The sequence below is a fragment of the Marinomonas sp. TI.3.20 genome (genome assembly GCF_038155025.1).
In the GTDB taxonomy this organism is placed as follows: Bacteria; Pseudomonadota; Gammaproteobacteria; order Pseudomonadales; family Marinomonadaceae; genus Marinomonas; species Marinomonas flavescens.
Genome location: NZ_JBAKAS010000003.1, coordinates 232,073 through 255,762 on the forward strand (window position 1 = coordinate 232,073; position 23,690 = coordinate 255,762).

General features: G+C 41.0%; 24 protein-coding genes and 1 tRNA gene. 4 read left to right on the forward strand and 21 right to left on the reverse strand.

What is annotated here, in order from left to right:
* Window positions 1-30: 30 nt before the first annotated feature.
* From fliD to V6259_RS05355, 18 genes are all read right to left on the reverse strand, one after another.
* Window positions 31-1,473: a flagellar filament capping protein FliD gene (fliD, locus tag V6259_RS05270; protein ID WP_341583606.1), complete on the reverse strand. Its 1,443-nt coding sequence runs from the start codon at window positions 1,471-1,473 to the stop codon at window positions 31-33.
* 43 nt (window positions 1,474-1,516) lie between these two features.
* Entirely contained in the window at window positions 1,517-1,936 is a 420-nt protein-coding gene (locus tag V6259_RS05275; protein WP_341583607.1) for a flagellar protein FlaG, read from the reverse strand.
* A gap of 64 nt (window positions 1,937-2,000) precedes the next feature.
* Complete coding sequence (locus tag V6259_RS05280) at window positions 2,001-2,882, reverse strand: flagellin N-terminal helical domain-containing protein (protein WP_341583609.1); 882 nt, start codon at window positions 2,880-2,882, stop codon at window positions 2,001-2,003.
* 355 nt (window positions 2,883-3,237) lie between these two features.
* Window positions 3,238-4,125: a flagellin N-terminal helical domain-containing protein gene (locus V6259_RS05285; protein WP_341583610.1), complete on the reverse strand. Its 888-nt coding sequence runs from the start codon at window positions 4,123-4,125 to the stop codon at window positions 3,238-3,240.
* A 206-nt stretch (window positions 4,126-4,331) separates the two neighbouring features.
* Window positions 4,332-5,888 (reverse strand): HD-GYP domain-containing protein, encoded by a 1,557-nt coding sequence (locus tag V6259_RS05290; protein ID WP_341583611.1) that lies wholly within the window; start codon window positions 5,886-5,888, stop codon window positions 4,332-4,334.
* Between the two features lie 25 nt (window positions 5,889-5,913).
* A complete protein-coding gene (gene flgL / locus V6259_RS05295; RefSeq protein WP_341583612.1) occupies window positions 5,914-7,206 on the reverse strand; it encodes a flagellar hook-associated protein FlgL in 1,293 nt (430 codons plus the stop codon).
* 4 nt (window positions 7,207-7,210) lie between these two features.
* On the reverse strand, window positions 7,211-9,187 hold the full coding sequence (gene flgK / locus V6259_RS05300) for a flagellar hook-associated protein FlgK (protein WP_341583613.1): 1,977 nt from the start codon (window positions 9,185-9,187) through the stop codon (window positions 7,211-7,213).
* Window positions 9,188-9,286: 99 nt separating this feature from the next.
* Entirely contained in the window at window positions 9,287-10,285 is a 999-nt protein-coding gene (gene flgJ, locus V6259_RS05305) for a flagellar assembly peptidoglycan hydrolase FlgJ (RefSeq protein ID WP_341583614.1), read from the reverse strand.
* An 8-nt stretch (window positions 10,286-10,293) separates the two neighbouring features.
* Complete coding sequence (locus V6259_RS05310; protein ID WP_341583615.1) at window positions 10,294-11,385, reverse strand: flagellar basal body P-ring protein FlgI; 1,092 nt, start codon at window positions 11,383-11,385, stop codon at window positions 10,294-10,296.
* Window positions 11,386-11,433: 48 nt separating this feature from the next.
* Window positions 11,434-12,294, reverse strand: coding sequence for a flagellar basal body L-ring protein FlgH (locus V6259_RS05315; RefSeq protein ID WP_341583617.1), 861 nt, complete (start codon window positions 12,292-12,294; stop codon window positions 11,434-11,436).
* 15 nt (window positions 12,295-12,309) lie between these two features.
* Window positions 12,310-13,095, reverse strand: coding sequence for a flagellar basal-body rod protein FlgG (gene flgG, locus V6259_RS05320; protein ID WP_133012694.1), 786 nt, complete (start codon window positions 13,093-13,095; stop codon window positions 12,310-12,312).
* Between the two features lie 69 nt (window positions 13,096-13,164).
* A complete protein-coding gene (gene flgF, locus V6259_RS05325) occupies window positions 13,165-13,911 on the reverse strand; it encodes a flagellar basal-body rod protein FlgF (RefSeq protein WP_133012693.1) in 747 nt (248 codons plus the stop codon).
* 148 nt (window positions 13,912-14,059) lie between these two features.
* On the reverse strand, window positions 14,060-15,757 hold the full coding sequence (locus tag V6259_RS05330) for a flagellar hook-basal body complex protein (RefSeq protein ID WP_341583619.1): 1,698 nt from the start codon (window positions 15,755-15,757) through the stop codon (window positions 14,060-14,062).
* A 12-nt stretch (window positions 15,758-15,769) separates the two neighbouring features.
* Complete coding sequence (locus V6259_RS05335) at window positions 15,770-16,525, reverse strand: flagellar hook assembly protein FlgD (RefSeq protein ID WP_133012691.1); 756 nt, start codon at window positions 16,523-16,525, stop codon at window positions 15,770-15,772.
* 9 nt (window positions 16,526-16,534) lie between these two features.
* Window positions 16,535-16,984 carry a flagellar basal body rod protein FlgC gene (gene flgC / locus V6259_RS05340; protein WP_133012690.1) on the reverse strand — a complete coding sequence of 150 codons (450 nt, stop codon included), beginning with the start codon at window positions 16,982-16,984 and terminating at the stop codon, window positions 16,535-16,537.
* Between the two features lie 5 nt (window positions 16,985-16,989).
* Window positions 16,990-17,382, reverse strand: coding sequence for a flagellar basal body rod protein FlgB (flgB, locus tag V6259_RS05345; protein WP_341583620.1), 393 nt, complete (start codon window positions 17,380-17,382; stop codon window positions 16,990-16,992).
* A 208-nt stretch (window positions 17,383-17,590) separates the two neighbouring features.
* A complete protein-coding gene (locus V6259_RS05350; RefSeq protein WP_341583621.1) occupies window positions 17,591-18,427 on the reverse strand; it encodes a CheR family methyltransferase in 837 nt (278 codons plus the stop codon).
* Window positions 18,428-18,486: 59 nt separating this feature from the next.
* Window positions 18,487-19,416, reverse strand: coding sequence for a chemotaxis protein CheV (locus V6259_RS05355; protein ID WP_133012687.1), 930 nt, complete (start codon window positions 19,414-19,416; stop codon window positions 18,487-18,489).
* Between the two features lie 128 nt (window positions 19,417-19,544).
* Here V6259_RS05355 and flgA point away from each other — a divergent pair, with 128 nt between their 5' ends.
* The 4 genes from flgA to V6259_RS05375 all read left to right on the forward strand — a co-directional run bounded on the left by flgA (window position 19,545) and on the right by V6259_RS05375 (window position 21,328).
* Window positions 19,545-20,237, forward strand: coding sequence for a flagellar basal body P-ring formation chaperone FlgA (gene flgA, locus V6259_RS05360; RefSeq protein ID WP_341583622.1), 693 nt, complete (start codon window positions 19,545-19,547; stop codon window positions 20,235-20,237).
* 103 nt (window positions 20,238-20,340) lie between these two features.
* Entirely contained in the window at window positions 20,341-20,658 is a 318-nt protein-coding gene (gene flgM, locus V6259_RS05365) for a flagellar biosynthesis anti-sigma factor FlgM (RefSeq protein ID WP_341583623.1), read from the forward strand.
* A gap of 34 nt (window positions 20,659-20,692) precedes the next feature.
* Complete coding sequence (locus tag V6259_RS05370; RefSeq protein WP_341583624.1) at window positions 20,693-21,172, forward strand: flagella synthesis protein FlgN; 480 nt, start codon at window positions 20,693-20,695, stop codon at window positions 21,170-21,172.
* 80 nt (window positions 21,173-21,252) lie between these two features.
* Window positions 21,253-21,328: transfer RNA gene (locus V6259_RS05375), tRNA-Arg, on the forward strand.
* 57 nt (window positions 21,329-21,385) lie between these two features.
* Here the strand turns inward: V6259_RS05375 and V6259_RS05380 are convergent.
* The 3 genes from V6259_RS05380 to trpD are packed head-to-tail and all read right to left on the reverse strand — an operon-like array spanning window position 21,386 to window position 23,685.
* Window positions 21,386-21,793 (reverse strand): OsmC family protein, encoded by a 408-nt coding sequence (locus tag V6259_RS05380; protein ID WP_341583625.1) that lies wholly within the window; start codon window positions 21,791-21,793, stop codon window positions 21,386-21,388.
* 21 nt (window positions 21,794-21,814) lie between these two features.
* Entirely contained in the window at window positions 21,815-22,627 is an 813-nt protein-coding gene (gene trpC, locus V6259_RS05385) for an indole-3-glycerol phosphate synthase TrpC (RefSeq protein ID WP_341583626.1), read from the reverse strand.
* Between the two features lie 23 nt (window positions 22,628-22,650).
* Window positions 22,651-23,685, reverse strand: a complete 1,035-nt coding sequence (trpD, locus tag V6259_RS05390) for an anthranilate phosphoribosyltransferase (protein WP_341583627.1) — start codon at window positions 23,683-23,685, stop codon at window positions 22,651-22,653.
* Window positions 23,686-23,690 lie beyond the last annotated feature (5 nt).

Here is a 23,690-nt window from a genome sequence, read left to right on the forward strand (position 1 = left end):
ACACAAACCTCATTTTTACGGCTTAAACGCTTATTTCATTTGGCCTAACATAGTATTCAAATAGTTTCCTTGGGCCTTCATATTAGAAAGTTGAGAATCTAGATGAGAAAATTTATCGCGTAAAGAGTCTTCATATTTTTTCATACGCCCTTCATAGGCTTGTAATGTTTCTTCCGTATTATCTTTTGACTTCTGAATGGAATCTTTGAGCGCACGGCTCATTCCCTCTCTGCCGGTATAGCTATTCAGCAATCTTTCCAAAGAAGAGGCTAGGCCACCAGATCCAGTAAATAATTTAGGCAACTCATCATAATTAGTACTAACTGCTTTATCGAGTTTCGCTTCATTCAAGCTTAACGTTCCATCACGGCCCATTTTCAGGCCTAGATCAAAGACAGTACTCAGTTTCCCCGTATCAGAATGGCTCAACATAAAGCTACTCGACATAGATGATTGCAAATTACGAACCATACTATTGCCATTAAGAACAGAACCTTTAGCGGCACTCTTTCCTAAAACGCCAACGAGATCGTTATAAGAAGAGACAAAACTTTTAATCGTCTCTTTGACCGTTTTCTCGTCATAGCTAACTTCCACCTTAGTTGGCTTAGTGGTAAGCGCTAACGCATCAATAGACAAACCTGATACAGCTTTATCAAACGTATTACTGTTATTACTGATTTGGATGCCATCGACAGTAATAATTGCATCTCGCGCATTATCATTAGGCGACATCACCATACCCGCTGACAAACCTTCAGTAGATACGCTATCTAAGGATAAACCACTGCTATTTAGTGGTGCTTTTTCCACGGCATCTTTTTCATCTGCGGTTAACGTATCTGAGATTGGTAATTTAGCGAGAGGGTCTGGAGTATTCGAGATTTTTAAAGAGTTTCCATCCCCTTCTTTCGTTGAAGTAATGGTAAAAAACAAACTTCCTTTGCCATTATCAACCAAGTTTGCCGACACTCCAAAATTATTTTCGGAACTGTTAATTTGTTTTCTTAGTTGAGATAACGTTGTACCAGGAGGCACATTAATCGTAAAAGAGTCATCTCCTGCACTCAATTTTAGCTTTCCACCGCGCGCAGTTATTACCTCGTCGCTTGAGCTAAATAATCCTGGTGCGGATAAAATACGACTACCTTTTGCGGTTTGATTCACTGCAATTTCATAGGAGCCATTTGAAGAGTTACGATCCGCAGTGACATCAAGAGATTTTTTATCATCAGGTTGATCGATCAAAGCATTGCGTCCAGAAAAGAGCTTGCTGTCGTTAAGTTTTTCCACAGAAGATTTAAAAGTGTCGATTGCTGATCCAACAGATCCTAAAGCAGATAGCTTAGAATCATAACCATGAATTTTATCTTGATACAGCTTAACTTTGCTATCTCGCTGAGCGCTCACCATTTTTTTTACGAGTGAATCTAAATCAATCCCAGATCCAACACCCAATGAGCCAACCGGCATAACTACTCTCCTGATATTTCAAATCATTACTTAAACCGACAAATCAAACCTTACTGTTTACCAAGGTACCCTTAAAATCACTTAACTGATTCATAATATCATCGATTCGGTCAGACATTTTTAAAAAATCTTCTGTCGGGATTTGGCGGACAACATCTCCGGTTGATTGATCGACAACCTTAACAATATTTTTCTTGCCATCTTCCGTTGTTTCAAACGACAAATGAACATTTAATTGAGCCATTTTTTTATTCATTTCTTCAACATGGCTAGGTTCAATTTTGACAGACCCTTTTTGACCTTGAGAAGTATTACTATCCATCTTATTGGTATCGGATAAAGTTTGGATAACTTTAGATTCGGTTTGCTGACGAGTACGGAAGTTATCTGATGTTCGTTGTTCTTGCCTAATAGGCACACTATTAAAAGCTTGTTTAGAAATATCACTAGAACTAATTGACATACTTCAAGTCTCCTATAAACATACAAAGCTGAGGCATCACCTCAGCTTCGTATCTATGCCAAAACTATTTCAGTAAAGACAGCGCTGTTTGAGGGCGCTGATTCGCTTGTGACAAAATAGATGAACTAGCTTGTTGCAAGATCTGTGCACTTGTTAATGAAGCCGTTTCTTTAGCGAAATCTGCATCTTTTACTCGTGAACGAGCGGCTGATACATTTTCCGTAATGTTGCTCAAGTTATTGATTGTTGAACCAAAACGGTTTTGGATCGCACCCAATTCAGCACGCTTACTATCAACTGCTGAAATCATGCTATCCAGAACACCGATCATGCTTTGAGCATTCGCCATTGAGGTAACAGATGCAGTAGATACGCTTACCTGAGAGGTTGCTTGGCTAGACAAACCAGACATTGTAAAACCATTGTTACCAGCGAAATCAATAGAACCTGTTGCGCCGGCTGTTTTCATGTTGAAGCTGATTGTTTGGTTAGCATCCGCCCCTACTTGGAATACACCATCGTAAGTACCATCCAACAAGTTACGACCACCGAAAGTAGTGTCTGACGCTACACGGTTGATTTCTTTAGACAATTGAGACATCTCTTGCTGCAAAGCAGAACGATCTTTATCTGTATTAGAACCGTTTGCAGACTGCAAAGACAAAGTACGCATACGCTGTAGCATATTTGTTGTTTCGTCCAATGCACCTTCCGCAGTTTGTGACAAAGAAATACCATCGTTCGCGTTACGAACCGATTGATTCAAGCCATTAACCTGAGAAGTCAAACGATCCGAGATTTGCAAACCTGCAGCATCATCGGCAGCACTGTTAATGCGCTGACCAGAAGACAAACGCTGGTAAGCCGTGTCTAACGTTTTTCCTGAGTTCATCAATTGACGCTGAGCGTTAAGTGATGAGGTATTCGTATTTACGTAAAGAGCCATATATAGCCTCCAAAGGTTTCAGCAATTCCTGCAAAAAAGCAGTACTCGTCCTTCATATCGACGAACATCTGAAAGTCTTTAGTATTTTATGGCAAATATTTACCTTAAGCTGGCAATAAGCTGCCAGAAAAAAGGATTAAAATCACCTAAAACATTGAAAAGCATGAACTTTATTTTATTTTTTAATGTTTTATTATTGTGTAATCTTATGAATTTTAGGTATAAAAAAACCAGACGATAGATACCTCATCTGGCTTAAGGCCGCCTCTAGGAGCGAGAAGTGGCTAAGTTTCAAAATAACATTCGAAACAAATAAATAGAGCAACACAGAACATGCCGCTCTAATTGTATTTAATTAGTTACCCAACAGTGATAAAGCCGCTTGAGGACGTTTATTCGCTTGAGCAAGAATACTACTGCTGGCTTGCTGAAGAATTTGGGCACTGGTTAGTGATGCTGTTTCTTTTGCAAAGTCTGCATCTTTGACTCGAGAACGAGCTGCTGACACGTTTTCTGTTATATTACTCAAGTTATTAATTGTAGAGCTAAAACGGTTCTGCACCGCACCTAACTCAGCACGCTTAGAATCTACCGCTGCAATCATAGTATCCAACACTGAGATCATACTCTGAGCATTGTTTACACTTGAGACAGATGCGGTTGAAACAGATACTTGAGCTGTTGATGCATTTGCAGACAAGCCCGACATAGTAAAGCCGTTATTAGTCGAGAAATCGATAGAGTTGGCTTTACCACCAGACTCCATAGTAAAACTAATTGTTTGATTGGCATCGGCACCCACTTGGAAGACACCTTGATAAGTACCATCCAGTAAATTACGACCACCAAACGTAGTAGTATCCGCTACACGGTTTATCTCTTTAGATAACTGAGACATCTCTTGTTGAAGAGCTGAACGATCTTTATCTGAGTTAGATCCGTTTGCAGATTGAATAGATAAAGTACGCATACGCTGTAACATGTTGGTTGTTTCATCCAACGCACCTTCTGCTGTTTGCGCGAGAGAAATACCATCGTTTGCATTTCGTACAGACTGGTTTAAGCCATTAACTTGTGATGTCAAACGATCACTGATTTGTAAACCTGCTGCGTCATCCGCCGCACTATTGATACGGTGACCAGATGACAAACGCTGATAAGCTGTGTCTAATGTTTTACCAGATTGCATCAACTGACGTTGAGCATTCAAAGAAGATACATTTGTGTTTACGTATAAAGCCATTTTTTCTCTCCTAAAGCATAAAAATTTGGAAAACAACCATTTGATTTAATTAGTTATTTGGTTGCTTTGCCTCTATGATTAATTTATCGGCACAGCCTCTCACAGCTTTAATTTTTTTTGGAATTATTTTGATTTTTTACAACAACAAGAAAGGCAGCAAAGAAAGATAGAAGAAGAATAAAAAAACGATAGAGAAAAATTCTTTATTAAACAAGGTGATTGATAAATTGTAACCCAAACTCTTGGGCATCGACCTCTTTTTCAACAACAACACTCACACTCGCTTTAGAAACATCAATATCTGTAGATGCAATAAAAGCTTTGTTATTTAGACTGTATACTTGACGTATTAATGCAGGCTGAAAGTCGCCATTAAGCGTCAAAACGAAACCAACCCGCCCATTAGATAAAGCGACGCAGGAACCAACAGGAATCTTGCCAAGACTTTTCAAGAAAACGGCCAGTAAATTTTTATCAAACGCCAAACCTGCCTCATATATGAGCTGACGCCTCGCTTTAATAGGACCCATGGATCCTTTATGCACCTGTTCAGAGGTCATTGCATCATAAGCATCTATAATAGCTGCAACCTTACCATAGGTCGAAATTTCATCACCCTGTTTACCTTTAGGATAACCAGCGCCATCCACTCGTTCATGGTGATCTAACAACATATGATAAATAACTTTAGGAATATCATTCGAACGCCTAATTATTTGCTCACCCAATTGGATATGCTTACGAAATAAATCAAATTCGCCAGATGTCATTTTTGATGTTTTATTAATAAGGGGGGTAGGCAGACGAAAGCGACCTAAATCAAATATCAAAGCACCTAGTGCAATCACTACTATATAAGAATCAGATAATTTCATAGCTTTGGCAAAATGCAAACCAAGAACAGCCATTCCCATCGAATGCTGCTCTAAATAAGAAGAAGCGTCCTTAATATGCCGAATAGCCATCAAGGCGTGAGGATTTCTTGTATAGGATTCAACAAGGAGAGTACAGAACCTTGTTAATCCTACGATATCAAGCGCATCTCCTTGCTTAAAACGCACAACTTGCTCAAGCAGTAACAAATGCCCTTCTTCAAATAACCTAAGAGCGGTTAATACTTCATCATTAAATGAGACCGGCTCCTTATTTATATCTAATATAGGTTTATTCTTAACGACTCCCTTGGCAGAAACAGAGTGCGCAAGAGATTGCCTCTCTATATTTTCAGATGACGAATTAGCGGGTGCTTTTTCTATATTCCCAAGCTCAAATTGTTCCATCCTCGCTTTATAAGACAAAATATAGTCTCGAGTATTGTCGTTTAACTCTTGTCTAAAATATTGAAATAAATTTTGCCCACTAATCGACTTTTCTCGCCACTCCTTGGAAGTAAGCCCTTTGTGCAATGCCTTTAAGCTGCGAACAGGCTTGCCAGCGGCAATAGAAAAACACAACAAAAGAAAGCGTTCTTGAGCATCGTACAAACGTTCATGCCGAGTATTTAATAGTTGATCATCATTGAAATAAGGATCGAATGGAAGCATTTCACTTTCAAGGACGGTACGCACTTCATCAAGCGCTAGCTGACGTAAGGCGATACCAACAATACGTTCTTTTCTACCGTAATTACGAATAAGTTTTTTAGCACGTGGGTGATCAATAACGGCGTCTTTTATCTTGAAGCTTTCGAGTATTTCATCTATATCAAAATACCCTGAGCTAATATTAACGCCAAAACATGATTCTATTTGAAATGATGACATTTCTGATCACCTTGAGAGTTCAGCATTAGATTTTATTAAACAAAGATAAATTACTAACCCGAGTAAAAAGTTTTTGCGAAGACGTTAACGCCGTCTCTGCCATTGAAAGCTTAGTGGCCGCTGACCCCATATCCAATCCAGCCACTCTATCCTGGGCCATTACATTAGATAATTGATTTGCAGAACTAAATTCGCCTCGTTCAGACAAGGTATTTAATCGCGACCCGACCTCAGAACGCCCTTCACCGATAGATGCTTGAGTATTAACAATACTCACTTGAGCATTATGAAAGGCCGCTTCTTTTTCATCTGCTGTCGTCGTTTTGTCACGCAACACAGAAATAGCATCTTTAAGTTGGTTTAATACGTTGTCTCTTTTAGGTGGGTTTAAAGACACACCTATTGTAGCGCCTGGCGCACCCTTAATAACAAATGACATGCCATCGACTATCAACGGCTGCCCTGGATCATAAGAACCTGAGGCAATCACCTTACCTGACGTGTCGATTAACGAATACTTTCCTGGAGGACCTGAATAAAATGGTATTTTAGAATCACTTTCTAAATTCTTTTCTATCGTTGCTTGCGGATCCGTTGTCCCCGTTAAAGGCGTGGTAGTAAGGACGAAATTATTAGCAACACCGTTTGTCGCGCTGTAATTTTTACTAAGAAAATCAGTAAAATCTCCCTCGTCATGTACTTTTGCACTTAAAGAAACATTCCCAGTCAGCAAGGTTGCTTTAAAATTATTACGAGCCCAAACATCTTGAAAAAGATGTTTGCCGGTATCGTTTATTGGGATTTTTCTATTCTCTGAAATTTGAGAAAATTTCTGCCCTTCATTCCCCGTCCAATCGTAATGTCCATCAGGCTTTAACGTAAACGCAGGATTTTTAATATCTGTTCCCGCAAAAATATAACTACCATCAGCGCTTTTTGAATTCATCAAATCAGCCATTGAATCCACCATTTTTGACACCTGTTCGGTGATGGCATTCAAATCTTCTTGCGTATTGGCCGTATTTTCTGCCTGGATAAACAACGTTCTAGTGTCATCCAACAATCCATTTAAGCTGTCTAAGGCCACTTCCTCATACTCAAGATGACTTTTGGCCATTTTCATATTGCCATCGTATTGCTTGAGCTGACTATTGCTATTCTCATACTGTAAAACCTGCCCAGTACCTACTGGATTATCGCTAGGCTTTACAATACTTGTCTGCTCAGAAATTTTGTTCTGAATATCGAGATAACGATCATTCGCTTTTGAAATCGCCCTACTAGACTGTCCATAAATTAAGTTATTTGTGACTCTCATAAACCTACCTCACAGCCCCTAACAATGTATCGAAGGTTGTTCTTGCTGCTGTAATAACTTGCGCTGCTGCAGAATAAGATTGCTGGTATTTCAATAAGTTCACCGCTTCCTCATCTAAACTAACACCTGATATTTCATCACGCCTTGCAACACTCTGATTCATGACAACTTCGCTAGATTTTTTATTCGTATCCAGAGTCGCTGTCTTACTACCAACAGAGGTAACTAGGTCAGAAAAAGACTCCGCTAGAGTGGATTTACCGCCCACTAAAGAGCGATTTTGCAAATCAGCCAACTGCAAACCATTAAAGTTATCGGCAGGACCAAGATCTCCCATACTCATACTAAATTCATCACCTGCTTTAGGAGCAGATGTAATAGAGACATCAAAACCTGCTTCTTTTGCTAGGCCAGCCTTCCCTAATAGATCTTTGAAATCTTGCGCACCATTAACCGAAGAAAGCACGTTACCTTGACCATCACGCACTTCGTAAGCATCATCGGATGTAAAATAAATACTATGAGGAGCAATCGGATAGAGTTCACCGTTTCCTGAAAAAGCAGAGCTATTCGGGTCCGTATTTGTAACCGATGTAACACTCAATGTGGCATTCGATAAATTACTTGGGTTCGTTTTAACACCCACCGGAGCACTCAACGCAATACCATCACCATTTTTAGCTGCAAGTTTTAAACTGCCAGCAGCGCCATCCGTTGGTGAGAAGCGATAAACATCCTGTAACTTATAATCACTTAAATCCCCCAACCGAACACTCATGCCAAGGCCGTCGAGCTGAAAATAACCATTTTTATCTGGTTGAGCAGTACTTGTATCTAAAATAGCAGACTTACTAGTCAGCTTTCCGTTCAAGTCAAATACCTTTACCATAAAATGGTTATCATCCGTTTTAGATAACTCATAATCCCCTAAAGAGAGATCTGCAGACTCACCACTTGTGACGCGGACAGCAATGTTACTGGCCTTACCGACATTTTCAGAACCTGCATGAACCTTAATTTCGCCAAGCTGAAATAAACCTTTACCAAAACTGCCATTAGCATCCAAACCCAATGAATTTTGTTTATTCATTGCATCAGCAATCGAAATAGCGCTCTGCCCTAAAGTCCGATCACTTTTTTTCGCAAACTCTGACTGATAATCAACCAATCCACCAATAGATCCACCTAAATGTTCGGTTTTAACGCCGACAGTGTACTTTCCAAAATCAATAAAAAGTTTTTTCTGATTTGGGTCATTCGGATCTGGAATTGTTTTAAGTACAGTCGATGTTTTGTCCATAACAAGCGGCTGACCATTCGCCAAATGAACCGTCATGACACCGTTATCTGCATACTGAACTTTAACATTCACATAACTTGAAATTTTCTTTGCTAAGACTTCTTGCTGATCTCGTAACTCACTCGCTGGTGAGTTTGAGCCGGCTTCTTCCTGAAGGATGTCATCATTCATACTGGCAACTTGAGAAGTCAAATTATTCAACTCACCAAGCGACGTTTCCATCTTCTTATCTGCAATGGTTTTTTGATCACCCACTAATTTTGCCAACGTATGATAATGACTAGTAAGGCTTTTTAGGCTTGAGTGAGCCAGCTCTCTCAATGATGAGGATGTAGGGTCATTGTTGACATCTTGCAATGCTTTAAAGGTTTTATTTAGATAGCTATTTAGAGAGACACTACTCTCTCCTAACAAGCCATCAGAAACAGACATCATTGAATGATAAGTATCGTAATAAGAGTGATCTGAAGTGTCCGTTCTCACTTGATCGTTAACAAATTTGTCTACGATACGTGACGTGTCTTTAACACGAACAGCGCCAGTTGGAGAGCTAACCGTCGTAGTTCTTTGACGACTATAGCCTTCAGTATCCACATTGGCTGTGTTTTGACCAGTCGTGTTGATACGAGCATTACTGCTTTGCAACCCTGACAAACCAATTGAATATAAACCTGAGCCCATTGCTCACACCTCTAAATCATGAAAAAGCATTTTACTTAGAAGACTATCGGCAATTATTGCAAATACTTTACCAAGCTGAAGAACCAAAGCAGACAAGAACTATAAAGACTTAAACCATTTGCTAGAAAGAATATGATTAATTTTATCCGAATAGTCTGGATCCGTCGCATAGCCTCCCTTTTGCAGCAAAGAAGCAAACATTGATGGGTCATCTCCTGAATTCAAGGCATCCTTGTAGCGTTCACTAGAATTTAGAAAGTCAGCATAATCGTTAAAACTTTGTGAAAATGAATCATAGGCACGAAAAGCCGCTTTTTCACGCTTAGCAATCCCACCTCGATACTCTAATGTATTAACAACAGCACGATCACCTTGCCAGCGACTATCCGCTTTAATACCAAATAAATTAAAGCTCGCCGAACCATCTTCTTTAGCAATGGGATATTTTCCCCACCCCGTCTCTAATGCCGCTTGAGCCAAAATAGCTTTAGGATTAACGCCTAATTTCTCAGCGGCCTCTTTTGCGTGCGGCCATAATGCTTTTACAAAAGATGCTGGCGAGTCAAAAGCCACAGAAAGAGCGGATGGTTTAGCCACACTCTCAGATGCAGACATATCACCTGCTAAATTATTTTTAGCAGAATTAACCGCCGCTTTTTCAGCCACTTCTTTTTGTACCGCTTGCACAAACTCAGTAGACGCTTTATGCGCTAATGCCTGAACTCTGACCAAATCTTGATGAGAAACTTTCTGCAGTAAATCAGCATCACTAGACTCTTTCGAAGAGTGACTTCCTTTTCCCTGATATTCTCTCATCAGCGCATTAGCAATCCCAAAACTCCCCGATTTCGAGAGAGACTGAGACATCTGAGTATCCATCATGCCTTGATATTGCTTAGTCTGAGAACTGGAGAAAAGCCCACCACCAATAGACTCACTGCTTGTTCTCATGTTTTTAAGCAACATATTGATAAAAATGGCTTCAAATTTTTGAGCCACTTCTTTTAACGCAGCATCAGGATCTTTCTGTGCTTTTGTTTTCAAAGCCGAAAGCGCAGAAAAGTTACCAAAAAAATCTTGAGAAGAAACAGTGTTCATAAAGTCACCTATATCACGACAAAATCAGCATTGATCGCGCCGGCTTCTTTAAGCCCTTCTAAAATAGCCATAACATCACCAGGCGCCGCGCCTACTTGATTTACAGCTCGAACAATATCATTGAGCGAAGTACCTGGATCAAAAACAAACATATGTCCGCTATTTTTATCCACCTGAACACCGTTATTTCTTGGTGACAGAATTGTCTTACCGCCGGTTAAAGTGCCATCTTGCCCAGCGATAGGAGGGGCTGCTGTTATAGTGACCGTAAGGCTGCCATGCGTAATGGCAGCAGGCGAGACTTTTACATGCTGACCAATAACTATCGTACCAGTTCGAGAATTAATCACTACACGAGCCCTTTCTTCGCCTACTTTAACGTCGAGATTCTCTAGAATAGACAAAAAGGTGACTCGCTGACTTGAGTCTCGCGGCGCAGTAACACGAATTGACGTAGCATCTAATGTTTTTGCAACACCTGGACCGAGCAAGCCATTAATCTTATCCGTTACCTGTCTTGCCGTCGTAAAGTCAGGGCGATTTAAATTAAATGTGAGTGTGTCACCATTATCAAAGCTATTAGGCACCGAGCGCTCAACACTGGCACCATTAGGAATAAGCCCTACTGTTGGTATACTTAATGAATTACGGGAACCATCAGAGCCACCGGTCCCTAATCCACCGACAATAAGATTACCTTGGGCAACCGCATACACTTGACCATCAGCACCTTTGAGTGTGGAGAGTAGTAATGTACCGCCTCGCAAGGAAGCAGCATTGCCAATAGAAGAGGCCGTAATGTCAATTTTTTGGCCAGGCTTTGAGAACGGAGGCAAAGTCGCTGTTAACGAAACTGCGGCAACATTTTTAGATGTCGCGGTCACCCCTGCCGGCAAGGTAACGCCAAAACGTGACAACATACTGGCAAAACTTTGGTTGGTAAAAGGGGTGCTATCCCCTGTGCCATTTAATCCAATGACCAAACCATAACCAAATAATTGGTTATCTCGCACACCTTGAACGCTGGAAATGTCTTTCAAACGATCAGCTTGCACCCCAAACGAGACACAAAACATCAAGATTAATGCTACATACTTCATGCTTACCATCCATATTGAAACAAAGAGTTCCAATCGTTATCTGCCTAATTAATTTGGCATTTCTCTAGAGTTTAATAGTCGACTAACCCAACCTTGCTCACTTCCAGAAGCCACTTCTCCTGTTCCAGAGTAAGTAATACGGGCATCAGCAATACGTGCAGACTCAACCGTATTATCCGGCGAAATGTCACGCTTTCTAACCACACCAGAGAAACGTAAATATTCGTTCCCTTGATTTAACTTAAGCCACTTCTCACCACGTACAGCAAGTAGACCATTTGGATATACTTTATATACGGTTACTGTGATTGTGCCTGCCAAACTGTTGTTCTGATTTGCTGAGGCATTGCCTGTGAAGTTTGTTGTTTGTGCTGGCACATCCGTATCCATATTCAACGTCTGTCCTAGCACTTTTGGATTAGGAATAGATGCCGAAGAAGTTTTTGATATGGCGGCGGTATTTGCCTTCGTTGATGTGGTATTTTCATTAAGATTAATCGTTAATACATCACCCACTTTACTCGCGGTTTGATCTCCAAAAAACACATCCCCCATACTGGTCTTATAAATACCACCTGTTGGCGCTTGGGAAGGCTTAATGCCATCAGGATAAACAGGTGCGTAAGCAGGATCATCAGATTGAATATGCTCAGACACTCTTGGCCCAGACATTGGGTTATCAGGATCAGGTACATAGCCTTTACGAGGCGCCTCCTTCTTCGGAGCATCATCGGCAGACTTATCGGCAGCTTTACCATCATCTGTCACCGCATCTGCAACAGCATTTACCGCCGCTGCGCCCGCGCCAGCCGCCGCCGCATTAGCGACAGCCTGTTTATCGATATCCCAAGACAAACAGCCGCTTAAACAGGTTGTTAATAACACCAAAAGCGCTAACTTAATATTCATACCTATTTACCAATCCTAGAGCTGCTGTATCGCAAAACTCATCATACCATCAGCAGAAGCAATCACTTTAGAGTTCATTTCATAAGCCCGTTGAGTCGTGATCATGTTCACTAATTCTTCAATGGAATTAACATTCGAAGCCTCTAGCATGCCTTGACCAAGCGTACCGAGAGAATCTGTTCCTGGCGCACCAACTATTGGTGGCCCACTGGCATTTGTCTCTGTGTATAAATTTGCACCGATAGAGTCAAGGCCTGTTGGGTTAACAAATCCTGCAAGACTGATAGCCCCCACTTGCTGCATATCTGTTTGCCCTGCCTTCTTAACAGAAACCACACCATCTTGCGCAATATCGATCGATGTTACATCCGGGTCAATTTGAATCGCTGGGTTAATCAATAAGCCATTCGAAGTAACAAGATTACCGTCACTGTTTAGCTGCAAGCTGCCATTTCTAGTGTAAGCCATAGTACCGTCCGGCTGAATAACTTGTAGAAAGCCCTTACCTTGAATAGCGACATCTAATTTTCGGTCTGTTACATTAAAATCACCGTCAGAAAAATCTTTCTGCGTTGCTCCGACCTTAACACCTGTACCCAACTGCAAACCTGAAGGTAATTCGGCATTTTGGGCACTAAGAGCACCTGGCGCACGAACGGTCTTATACATAAGATCCTCAAACACTGCTCGATCTTTTTTGAAGGCCGTTGTTGATACGTTTGCCAAGTTATTGGCTACAACGTTAAGCTGTTTATCCATGGCGCTTAAACCAGTTTTACTTACCCAAAGCGCTGAATTCATAAAAGCCTCTATCGTAATAAATACTAAAAAAATTAATGTTTAAAAAATCATGTCATTTACAAGTGACCACTAACCATTACGCTGTAAAATTCTAGCCGATGCGGCGCTGTCTTCGCGTATTGTGTCCATCATTTTAATGTTCATTTCAAAGCGTCTAGAAAGATCCATAATGTGGGTCATTTCTTCTACTGCGTTAACATTACTGCCTTCAATATAACCTGATGCTAGTTGAACGTTTTGATTTGCTCCAAGCACTTGCCCTGCCGTCTTAGAATGAATTAAACCGTCTTCTCCTTTGCGAATTGAATCAGTATCTGGATCAACCAACTTAATTTGATCAATAACCGCGACTTCATTAGCCGCGCCGCCTTGAGGAACAATAGAAATAGAGCCATCAGAAGTAATGGTAATACTTTGTAAAGGGGGTAAAAAAATCGGACCGTTATTTCCGGCTACCGGTAACCCTCTGCCTGTTACTAGCTGACCTGCTGCGTTGATCTGGAGATCTCCTGCACGGGTATAAGCTTCCTGACCTTCGCTATCATAAACGGCAATAAAACCTTTTCCTTTTACCGCAACATCTAAATTTCTACCGGTTTGGATCATATCTCCCTGAGAGTATCGCGTTGCTGGATTCTCCGTCATGGCATAGACACGGCTAGGGTAGTAATCACCGTTCACCTGCATGGAACGAGCTTGCTCAAAATCTGCTCTAAAGCCAGTTGTATTAACGTTCGCTAAATTATTGGCATGTATCGTCTGAGCATTCATTGTTTGAACACCCCCACTCATTGCAAGATATAAAGCTCTATCCATTACCGTTTCCTTCAAAAATAGCTAACTATATATTCCTCTATCAAGAACCGTACCAACTAAGAAAAAATCACTCTAGCAAAGAATTTAAGGCAAAAAAAAGCTGAAACACATTGAGTGTCCCAGCCTTTTTTACAGAAAAGAAACGAAATTAACGCAGATTAATGATTGTCTGCGTAACGGTATTCTCTGTTTCTAATGTTTTACTGTTTGCTTGATAGTTACGTTGCGCCTCGATTAATGCGACTAGTTCTGATGTCAGGTCAACATTAGACTCTTCCAACGCCCCGCCCTGAATACTGCCTAATGTGCCACTATTTGGTCGACCCACATTCGCAGCACCAGAATCTTTACCTGCAACCCAAGCCGTATCACCATCAGGAACTAAACCGTCGGTATTATCGAAAGTGGCCAACGCCAACTGGCCAAGTGTTGCCGTTTGTTGGTTGGTATAAGTGGCAATTAGATTACCATCTTCATCAAAAGACACACCTTGAAGTTCGCCGGCCGCAAAACCATCTTGTTTTAGCTCATCCGTACTATTCAAAGCAAACTGAGTTGAACCAGTCAAATCTACTGGAATAATAGCGTTTCGGTTGGTTGGATCAAAACCTTGAATTTGCAACTGAATAGGCTGAGACGACTCAAATGGTGGAATCCCTTTATAGGTACCAGATAAATTACCTGCTGGATCAAAAGTTACCACAGTCCCTTTATCTAAATAACGCTTATCTTCCCCTGTTGTTGGATCAATATAAGATTCCTTACCATCAACAGTCGCACGTAGCTCATAAGTATTATCTTCGCCTTGCTGAATAAAATAATAACCTAACGTATGTGTTTCACCCAACGCATCATAAACATTCTTAGTGTTGCCGTAACTATAAGAAGTAGGATCTTTAGGATCAAATGCTGGGCGCGCAATATTATCAGGCGTACGGACATTAGCCGGATCTAGAGTGCCCGCAATCGCGACACCACCTAACGTACCACCCGCCGCAATAGGCGCTTTTGTTAAGTTAGCGATGTCCGTAACCGTTGGCTCAGTCGCTCCCGAATATAAAAGCGCAAATGGCGGCTCATCAGTACCATCCGCATTATAGTCTTTTGCTTCAGGGCCGTTAAAAGTCGCGTAAGTCGGCTGCATAAAAGCGGCACCAGTATCATCAGTAGATTTGCCATCAACTGTTGCATAAACTTCATAGGTGTTTGGCATCTTACTTTTAGCATAATAATAACTAATAAGATGATTGTTACCGTTGCCATCCGCTACCGTTTGAGTTTGGGTATAGTCATAGGTATCAGGGTTTGCTGGATCAAAGTCGGCGCGGATATAAGGAGGTACATCTTCACCCTCAGAATTGAGGTTCACCTTCAAATCAACACTGGAAGTTGCTTTAGGAGGTATACGAGCAGTAGGCACCACCATATCTTCCAAATTCCCGCCAATAATACCATCCACGGCATTATAGCCTTGGACCTTAGATCCTGAATTAGTAACTAGATTCCCCGATGCATCCAGCTTAAATTCACCCGCACGAGTAAATGCTTGGGTACCCGCACCCGCATCAAGAACAAAGAAACCAGAACCATTAACAGCCAAATCTAAATTATTATCGGTATAAGCCAAGTTGCCAGATGAAAACTCTTGTGCCACATTCGCCACACTAACACCAGAACCGATGACGTTACTGCTTCCTGCACCTAGCACATTACTATTGTAGAGATCGTTAAACTCAATCCGAGACTTTTTAAAGCCAGTGGTGTCCGCGTTAGCAATGTTATTACCTGTCACACTTAAATAATCCGCAGACGCTTTAATACCTGATAATGCTGTATTGAATCCCATATTTCGCTCCAGTTACCCTAATATTTCTAATTCATTCGTTAGCTTGACCTTGCCGTGATTTTCCACGTTCAAAACCGTACCGTCTGCACCATTAATTGTGACACCCTGAATACGACTAGGCAGCTGCGTTGGTAATGCAGACACTTCGCCCTTGTCATTTACCGTAGTAGCGGCAAAGTGATATTCACCAGGCGGCAAAACCTTTCCTGCTTCATCTTTCTTATCCCAATCATAGCTACCATCTTCAAGCTTAGCCGTGCGCACCAATTGATTATTAGCATCATAGATTTTCAATGTAGCTGAATGAGAGTCTTTAGGGATCACTGTTTTCAATGCAACATCTTCTTGAGAAGCCGTTACCATTGTCTTATCAGCTTTCATCATTAAAGACTTGCCAACCAAGCTAGAAGCACTCACCGCTTGATTCGAAGTCAAAGACGTCGTCATATTTTTCAGCTCGTCAGAAATACCCGATAGCTTCTCAAGGGAGCTAAATTGAGACATTTGAGCCACCATGTCATTCGTATCTTGAGGCGCGGTTGGATCTTGGTTTTTAAGCTGCTGAATGTACAACTTTAGAAATACATTTTTATCAGCTAAACCTTTTGACGGATCTTTTTTAGGATCAGGCACACCGTTCGCACCAACAGCCGCCGGAGAAACCGCTCCATCTTTCTCAGCAGACTTTTTCAAACCTGCTTTGGCACCATCGGTACCATACTGAGATATCAAGCTTTTTAAGCCATTATTATCGGATATATTTGCCATATCACACCTCTACGACTGACCTAGCGTAAGCATCTTTTGCATCATGCTTTTCGCAGAATTCATAATCTCTACGTTTGTTTGAAATGATCGAGAAGCTGACATCATATCGGCCATTTCTTCGATTGGATTTACATTAGGGTAATAAACATAACCGTCTTCATTCGCCATCGGATTGCCAGGCTCATACCGCGGCTTTAACGGCGCATCAGACTCAACAATGCCATCTACTTTTACACCGATTCCTGCCCCCGTCTCATCGACACCCGATCCATTCCAGCCGTTTTTTTGCATCTCACTATTCATCATTTGAGAAAAAACCGGCTTACGAGCTCGGTAAGTCTGATCAGCAGAACTTGCAACGCTGTCCACGTTTGCCATGTTACTTGCAATAGTATTTAAACGAATGGTTTGAGCACTCATTGCAGAACCGGAAATTGTAAAAATATTACTTAAAGACATAACGGTTAATTCCCTGTCAGCGCTTTTTTCAAGCCACTAATTTTTCTGTCTAAAAACATAAAACTTGTATCGAATTGCATTGAGTTCTGGGCATATTCTGCCTGCTCACGCTGCATATCCACAGTATTGCCGTCCAATGACGGTTGGCTTGGATTACGGAATAACAACCCACTGTCGTCATCAGCAGAACTGCCACCTTGGATATGACGATCATTATCACTTGCCAAACGCAACTTGCTTTTTGCCTCATTAAACATTGAGCCAAACGTGATATCTCTAGCCTTATAATTTGGCGTATCTGCATTAGCAATATTGTTAGCCAGCACAGAAGCGCGAGCACTTCTGAATTCCAGCATTTTGTCATGTCCTGCAAACGCTTGATTAAATGATATGGCCACGCTATCTCCTAACGACAAATACTTTAAACTTAGTTTTATTTAAGCAATATCAATGCCAAATAAAAAAGCCTTTTATTTCAACAACATAGATAAATCACATTTCAAATCGGCAAAAGTCGGCAACAAGCAACTTACCGCCCTATAAATACCAACAAAAAAGCCCGCATATTGAACAAGCAATATGCGGGCCTTCGATAAAAATTTTTTCCTACTGCGGCTTGGCTTTGTAAACAATACCAGGATGACACTGAACGATCTCAAACAAAGAAGACAAACCACTCAATGCTTCAGATCCTCCCAAAAATAAATATCCACCAGGATTAAGCGAATCATGCATGCGCCGTAAAATATCCAACTTAAGCTCAGCATTAAAATAAATAAGAACATTACGACAAAATATAATGTCAAACTTCCCCAATGAAGAAAACGAGTCAATCAAATTCAAATATCTAAAATCCACTCGAGCGCTTATATGCGGCTTCACCTTCCACGTAGAATCATCAACTTTATCGAAATACTTGCGCTGCATATCAGCGCCTAACCCGCGGGCAATCGCCAAACTATCATATTCACCCTGCTTTGCATGCTGAAGAATATTAGTGCAAATGTCCGTTGCAATAATTCTTTCACCTGCTTTAAGCACACCCGGCCTAAGCGCTTTAAACTCATCAATAACCATACTAATTGAATAAGCTTCTTGACCTGTAGAAGACGCTGACGACCATATTTTTAATGGTGTATTGACCATTTCTGGTAATATTTTAGTTTTTAAGATCGTAAATGGATGAGAGTCACGAAACCATAACGTTTCATTCGTTGTCATCGCATTAATTACTTCTTCTTTTAACTTAGCACTCCTGGCACTTTCCAAAGCATCAACCAGCTGCTCAATTTGAGTAAAACCCTCTCTCTCCAGGGTTTTACCTAAGCGGCTGGCAACAAGATATTGTTTATTATCACTAAGTGATATACCACAAGCCTTCTGTAGAAAATTTCTAAACCTAAGATAACCATTAGGTGTAATTCCATTTGCACTACTGAGCATTAAAACTCCTCAAAAAGCAGGTTCGAAGCATTATTTGGGAGTAATCCGATAATATCGTATTAATCCTCCTGTACCTGAACCGTTTCAATGGCCAACCGAGCCAATTCGTCAGGTTGAAACTTAGCCAAAAAACCATCCGCGCCAACTTTCTTCACCATGGCCTCATTAAAAACGCCACTTAATGAGGTATGAAGTAAAATAAACAAATCTTGTAAACGACTGTCATTACGAATGGCTGTTGTTAGCGTATAACCATCCATTTCTGGCATTTCGATATCAGAAATCACCATAGCAAACTCTTTGGTTACATCGGCACCATCAGCCACCATACCCTGAAGGTACTCTAATGCTTCACGCCCATCATTCAACACCGTGGTAGCAAAACCCACTTGCTCCATGCAACGTTTAATTTGCTTACGCGCAACCGATGAATCATCCACAATAAGAATGTGATGTTTCTTGGCATTATGATGTACACCTTCACTGACAATACCATCTGAAATATCCTGACGCATCGGAGCAACTTCAGAAAGAATTTGCTCTACATCAATAATTTCAACCATCTCTTTATCAACCTGACAAACAGCGGTTAAATAATTGTCATTTAAAAGCCCTCTTGGCGGTGGCTGAATATCACTCCAATTCATATTGACAATTCGCTCAACACCACGAACCAAAAAGCCCTGCACTCGGCGATTGTATTCTGTGATAATCACAAAACACTGAGAGATATTTTCCATTGGCGTTGCCCCCGTCGCCAAGCCAAGATCTAAAATGGGGATGGTACCGCCACGAATATGAGCAACACCACGCACAACCGGACTACTTCGCGGTATTGTTGTCAGTTTAGGGCACTGCAACACTTCCTTTACTTTAAAAACGTTGATCCCATATATCTGCTTACCATTTAAGCGAAAAAGCAGTAACTCCAGGCGGTTCTCCCCAACTAACTGGGTACGCTGATTAACGCTATCGAGAACACTAGCCATAAATATCTCCTAAAGAGGTATATGTAAATTGAGTATTAAGTCAGACTCAGTAATATTAAAATATAAAGCTCATGATAAAGTGATTTTTGCTATTTTACTAATAACTTAACCATTAGAGAGAGTGAACCATGACCTTAATAAGGCTACTAATAGCCTTTGCTTGCCTTCAAGCTAGTTATAGCTACGCCTCTTCAATTACGGAGCAAATTCATAACTACATTGACCGTGTTGAAATTCCGAGACTCTCCGACATTTATCCCGCAGCAGACATTGAAATCTCACTAAATAACCAAGCAGCTTTAAGCTATTTACCAACCTGCCAAAACCCAGCAATCAGCATTGAAAACCAAAGACCTAATGCAACTAAACGTACAACCTACGCAATAAGCTGCACATCACCTGAGTGGAAATCTTTTGTCCCTGTTACGCAGTCCATACTAATTTCTGCGATAAAAGTAGTTTCTCCTATAAATAGAGGACAGACTATCAACCAAAATAACACTGGAATTGGTCAAGTTGATATCACAAGCTTGAGAGGCCAGGTATTCACAAAAAAAAATCCGCCATATGGACTCGTTGCCTCACGCAATCTACGCATCAATACATTCCTCACTGATAACCTCACCAAGCAACCTACTTTAGTAAAAAAAGGAAACCAAATCTTAATCACAGCAAGAACAGGTAACATCATTGTAAAAATGAATGGCAAAGCATTAGAAGATGGCGTCAAAGGACAACAAATACGAGTAAAAAATACCAGTTCTGGTCGAATTATCTACGCCAAAGTTGTAACGGACAGTGAGGTTCTTGTAAACTACTGAATAATACTAGGTGGCAGTATATAAATATCGATTTTTCTACTAAAGTTCTCGTAGAAGAAGCCGTTAATGAAAGTAGGCAAAACATTCGAGGCGGAATAACCCAATGGCAATAAACTTCACAGGGATCTTAAATCAGAGCAACGTAGCTAAAAATAGCCGCGCTCTCAAAGAAGAAACCAACACACCAAATGATGCTGTAGGCAATAATCAGTCTAACAGCGGTGGCACTATGGCTGAAGATACCGTTAAGCTAAGTGGAGCCGCCCAAACATTGCAAAATCACGAGTCTAAAATCAATGGTTTATCTGATATTGATCAGAAGAAAGTTGACCAAATCAAACAAGCTATTGCATCAGGCAACTACAAAATTGACTCGCAAAAACTGGCCAACAATATGGCTTCTATAGATTCATTATTCTAGACTGAGATACTCACCATCTTAATTGGTTTGCCCTATGCTCCCCATTGCGCCAGTATTTTCAAGAAGCAAAGAAATACTTTGCCAACTTTCATCCCTTCTTGATAGTGAAAGAATCGCACTTGGTGAATTGAATAGTGAAAACATCATCAATATCGCTTCCCAAAAAAGCACGCTTCTTGATGAAATGAACCTCCTTAATGAGCGAAGAGTTAACTTACTCATTAAATTCAATATTGTTGACCCTAAAAAACCATCCGAAGACGCTTTCAAAGCGTGGCTTTTAGAACAAGACAGCTCAATGGATGAAACCCGCCAACTAATGACAGAATGCGAAGCCCTCCTAACCGTCTGTAAAACAAAAAACACTACTAACGCCCATATTCTTAGTACACTTCAAAAACGCAACAAGCATCTTTTTGAGTTATTACAAGGGCACAATGATAAAAGCAAAGTCTATACAGCCAGAGGCGCCACACGCCCGATAAGCAGCAAACACACATTAGGAAGAGCTTAAAATCCTCATATAAATCAATTATTTCAACATTCAAAATTTGAGTTGATCGACGAAATCAGGTATAAACTCTCCTATTAATTGTCCCCTTAGTTCAGCCGGATAGAACAAGGACCTCCTAAGTCTTAGACGTGAGTTCGAATCTCGCAGGGGACACCACTTTTTACAGCGCAAAAAAAAGAGCCTAATGGCTCTTTTCTAGTGTTACGCAAAAAATCATTCCACTTCTATCACTTCGAAACTGTGAACAATATTTACGCCACCTCGCTCAAGCATCAACGAGGCAGAGCAATACTCTTCTGCTGACAGTTTAACAGCACGTTCGACAACCTTATCTTTTAAACCGCGCCCTGTTACTACAAAATGAATTCGAATTTCAGTAAACACAGCCGGAACAGCATCAGCACGATCCGCATCAATTTTAGCCACACAAGACACAACGTCTTGACGAGACTTCTTCAGAATATTAACCACATCATAAGAAGCACAACCGCCTAAGCCAGCTAAGAGCAATTCCATAGGCCGTGAGCCAACACGCTGATTACCATCAATTTCAATTTTGAAACCTGATCCCGTTTCAGCAGTGAAATGAACATCCTCTTGCCACGTTACATCTGTTTTCATGATTCAATCCTCTCTAGACTTTTAGTCAAAAAGCTCAGCTAATTTCTCACCAGGGTTCTGCGCTTTCATAAAAGCTTCCCCAACAAGAAAGGCATTTATATTGTTTTGACGCATAAGAGCAACATCATCACGAGAATGTATACCACTTTCGGTCACAATAAGACGATTATCAGGGACACCTTTCATTAACTCGAAGGTATGATCTAAACTTAAATCGAACGTATGTAAATCTCGATTATTAATCCCTAATAGCTCTGTGTCGGTATTTTCTAAAGCAAGGTCTAGCTCTGCTTTATTATGAACTTCTACCAGTACATCCATTCCTAGATCACGCGCTAGAGCATCAAATTTTCTCAGCTGCAGGCCATCTAAACAAGCCGCTATTAGCAGTATGCAATCAGCCCCAATAGCTCGAGCTTCCATAATTTGATATTCATCAACCATAAAATCCTTGCGAATGACAGGTAACTTGCACGCATTACGAGCTTCGACTAAATAGTCTTCATGACCCATAAAAAAATCTTGATCCGTCAATACCGATAAACAAGCTGCACCATGTTGCTCGTAAGATTTAGCTATCTGAGCAGGCGAAAAACTTTCGCGTAAAACCCCCTTACTAGGCGAGGCTTTTTTGACTTCAGCAATCACTCCAGACTTTCCCAGAGCAATTTTATTTCGTAAAGCTTGAGCAAAACCTCTTGGCGCGTTGTGTACATTCGCCACAGTAACGGCAACTTCTAAATTCGCGTAAGAATTCTTCGTTTTGCGTTCTTCTATTTCTTCAAATTTTCGCGCTACGATTTTTTTTAAAATTGTTGGAATTTCTACTTGCATAACAACGATGTCCTTCGCTTTGCTTACTCAGCGTTTTTATAGTAACGAGTGAAGCTCGCTAATTCAGAAAGCTTCACTTTCGCCAACCCACTGCCAATCATATCTTCTGCCATTTCCACACCCTGTTTTAGAGTGCCTGCAATTCCGCAAACATAAATGGCCGCACCGGCATTCAGAGCAACAATATCACGAGCTGGATTATCAACCCCTTTCCCCTCAAGCGCCTTTTTAACCAGCGCTAGGCTATCGGTCGCATCCTTCGCTTGAATCAACTCAAGTGACTGAAGAGGAATACCAAAATCTTCTGGAGAGACGGTATATTCTGTAATTTCACCGTTCTTCAACTCAGCAACATAGGTCAGTGCACCGATACTAATTTCATCCAAGCCGTCTTTAGAATGCACAACCATAACGTGCTCACTGCCTAAGGCTTTAAGAACCTCAGCAATAGGACGAACCCATTCTTTTGAAAACACGCCCATCACTTGGCTTTTTGCATTTGCAGGATTGGTTAACGGACCAAGCAAATTGAAAATAGTCCGTGTTGCCATCTCTTTTCGAGGCCCCACAGCGTACTTCATTGCCGAGTGATGATGAGGCGCAAACATAAAACCTAAGCCAATTTCTTCGACACAACGACAAACTTGCTCAGCGCTTAGATCAAGAAAAATACCAGCTTCTTCCAATACATCTGCACTTCCTGACTTTGACGATACTGAACGACCACCGTGCTTAGCCACTTTACCGCCAGCTGCGGCAACGACAAACGCCGCCGCTGTTGAGACATTAAATAAGTTACCGCCATCGCCTCCTGTACCACAAGTGTCAACCACATGATCTAATGACAATTCTACTTTCATAGATAATTCACGCATTACCTGCGCTGCTGCTGTGATTTCATCTACGGTTTCGCCTTTCATTCTTAGGCCAATTAAAAAACCGCCAATTTGAGCAGGAGTGGCTTTTCCCGTCATTATATCGCTCATCACAAGGCGCATTTGATCACTTGTCAAATCTTGGCGATCTGCTACAGCCGCAATTGCTTGTTGGATATCCACCCTTT

What these genes read in the sequence shown, in the direction of transcription:
- fliD (WP_341583606.1), bottom strand. Translation starts at nt 1,473, where the DNA reads ATGCCGGTTGGCTCATTGGGTGTTGGATCTGGGATTGATTTAGATTCA.
- V6259_RS05275 (WP_341583607.1), bottom strand. Translation starts at nt 1,936, where the DNA reads ATGTCAATTAGTTCTAGTGATATTTCTAAACAAGCTTTTAATAGTGTG.
- V6259_RS05280 (WP_341583609.1), bottom strand. Translation starts at nt 2,882, where the DNA reads ATGGCTCTTTACGTAAATACGAATACCTCATCACTTAACGCTCAGCGT.
- V6259_RS05285 (WP_341583610.1), bottom strand. Translation starts at nt 4,125, where the DNA reads ATGGCTTTATACGTAAACACAAATGTATCTTCTTTGAATGCTCAACGT.
- V6259_RS05290 (WP_341583611.1), bottom strand. Translation starts at nt 5,888, where the DNA reads ATGTCATCATTTCAAATAGAATCATGTTTTGGCGTTAATATTAGCTCA.
- flgL (WP_341583612.1), bottom strand. Translation starts at nt 7,206, where the DNA reads ATGAGAGTCACAAATAACTTAATTTATGGACAGTCTAGTAGGGCGATT.
- flgK (WP_341583613.1), bottom strand. Translation starts at nt 9,187, where the DNA reads ATGGGCTCAGGTTTATATTCAATTGGTTTGTCAGGGTTGCAAAGCAGT.
- flgJ (WP_341583614.1), bottom strand. Translation starts at nt 10,285, where the DNA reads ATGAACACTGTTTCTTCTCAAGATTTTTTTGGTAACTTTTCTGCGCTT.
- V6259_RS05310 (WP_341583615.1), bottom strand. Translation starts at nt 11,385, where the DNA reads ATGAAGTATGTAGCATTAATCTTGATGTTTTGTGTCTCGTTTGGGGTG.
- V6259_RS05315 (WP_341583617.1), bottom strand. Translation starts at nt 12,294, where the DNA reads ATGAATATTAAGTTAGCGCTTTTGGTGTTATTAACAACCTGTTTAAGC.
- flgG (WP_133012694.1), bottom strand. Translation starts at nt 13,095, where the DNA reads ATGAATTCAGCGCTTTGGGTAAGTAAAACTGGTTTAAGCGCCATGGAT.
- flgF (WP_133012693.1), bottom strand. Translation starts at nt 13,911, where the DNA reads ATGGATAGAGCTTTATATCTTGCAATGAGTGGGGGTGTTCAAACAATG.
- V6259_RS05330 (WP_341583619.1), bottom strand. Translation starts at nt 15,757, where the DNA reads ATGGGATTCAATACAGCATTATCAGGTATTAAAGCGTCTGCGGATTAT.
- V6259_RS05335 (WP_133012691.1), bottom strand. Translation starts at nt 16,525, where the DNA reads ATGGCAAATATATCCGATAATAATGGCTTAAAAAGCTTGATATCTCAG.
- flgC (WP_133012690.1), bottom strand. Translation starts at nt 16,984, where the DNA reads ATGTCTTTAAGTAATATTTTTACAATTTCCGGTTCTGCAATGAGTGCT.
- V6259_RS05350 (WP_341583621.1), bottom strand. Translation starts at nt 18,427, where the DNA reads ATGCTCAGTAGTGCAAATGGAATTACACCTAATGGTTATCTTAGGTTT.
- V6259_RS05355 (WP_133012687.1), bottom strand. Translation starts at nt 19,416, where the DNA reads ATGGCTAGTGTTCTCGATAGCGTTAATCAGCGTACCCAGTTAGTTGGG.
- flgA (WP_341583622.1), top strand. Translation starts at nt 19,545, where the DNA reads ATGACCTTAATAAGGCTACTAATAGCCTTTGCTTGCCTTCAAGCTAGT.
- flgM (WP_341583623.1), top strand. Translation starts at nt 20,341, where the DNA reads ATGGCAATAAACTTCACAGGGATCTTAAATCAGAGCAACGTAGCTAAA.
- V6259_RS05370 (WP_341583624.1), top strand. Translation starts at nt 20,693, where the DNA reads ATGCTCCCCATTGCGCCAGTATTTTCAAGAAGCAAAGAAATACTTTGC.
- V6259_RS05380 (WP_341583625.1), bottom strand. Translation starts at nt 21,793, where the DNA reads ATGAAAACAGATGTAACGTGGCAAGAGGATGTTCATTTCACTGCTGAA.
- trpC (WP_341583626.1), bottom strand. Translation starts at nt 22,627, where the DNA reads ATGCAAGTAGAAATTCCAACAATTTTAAAAAAAATCGTAGCGCGAAAA.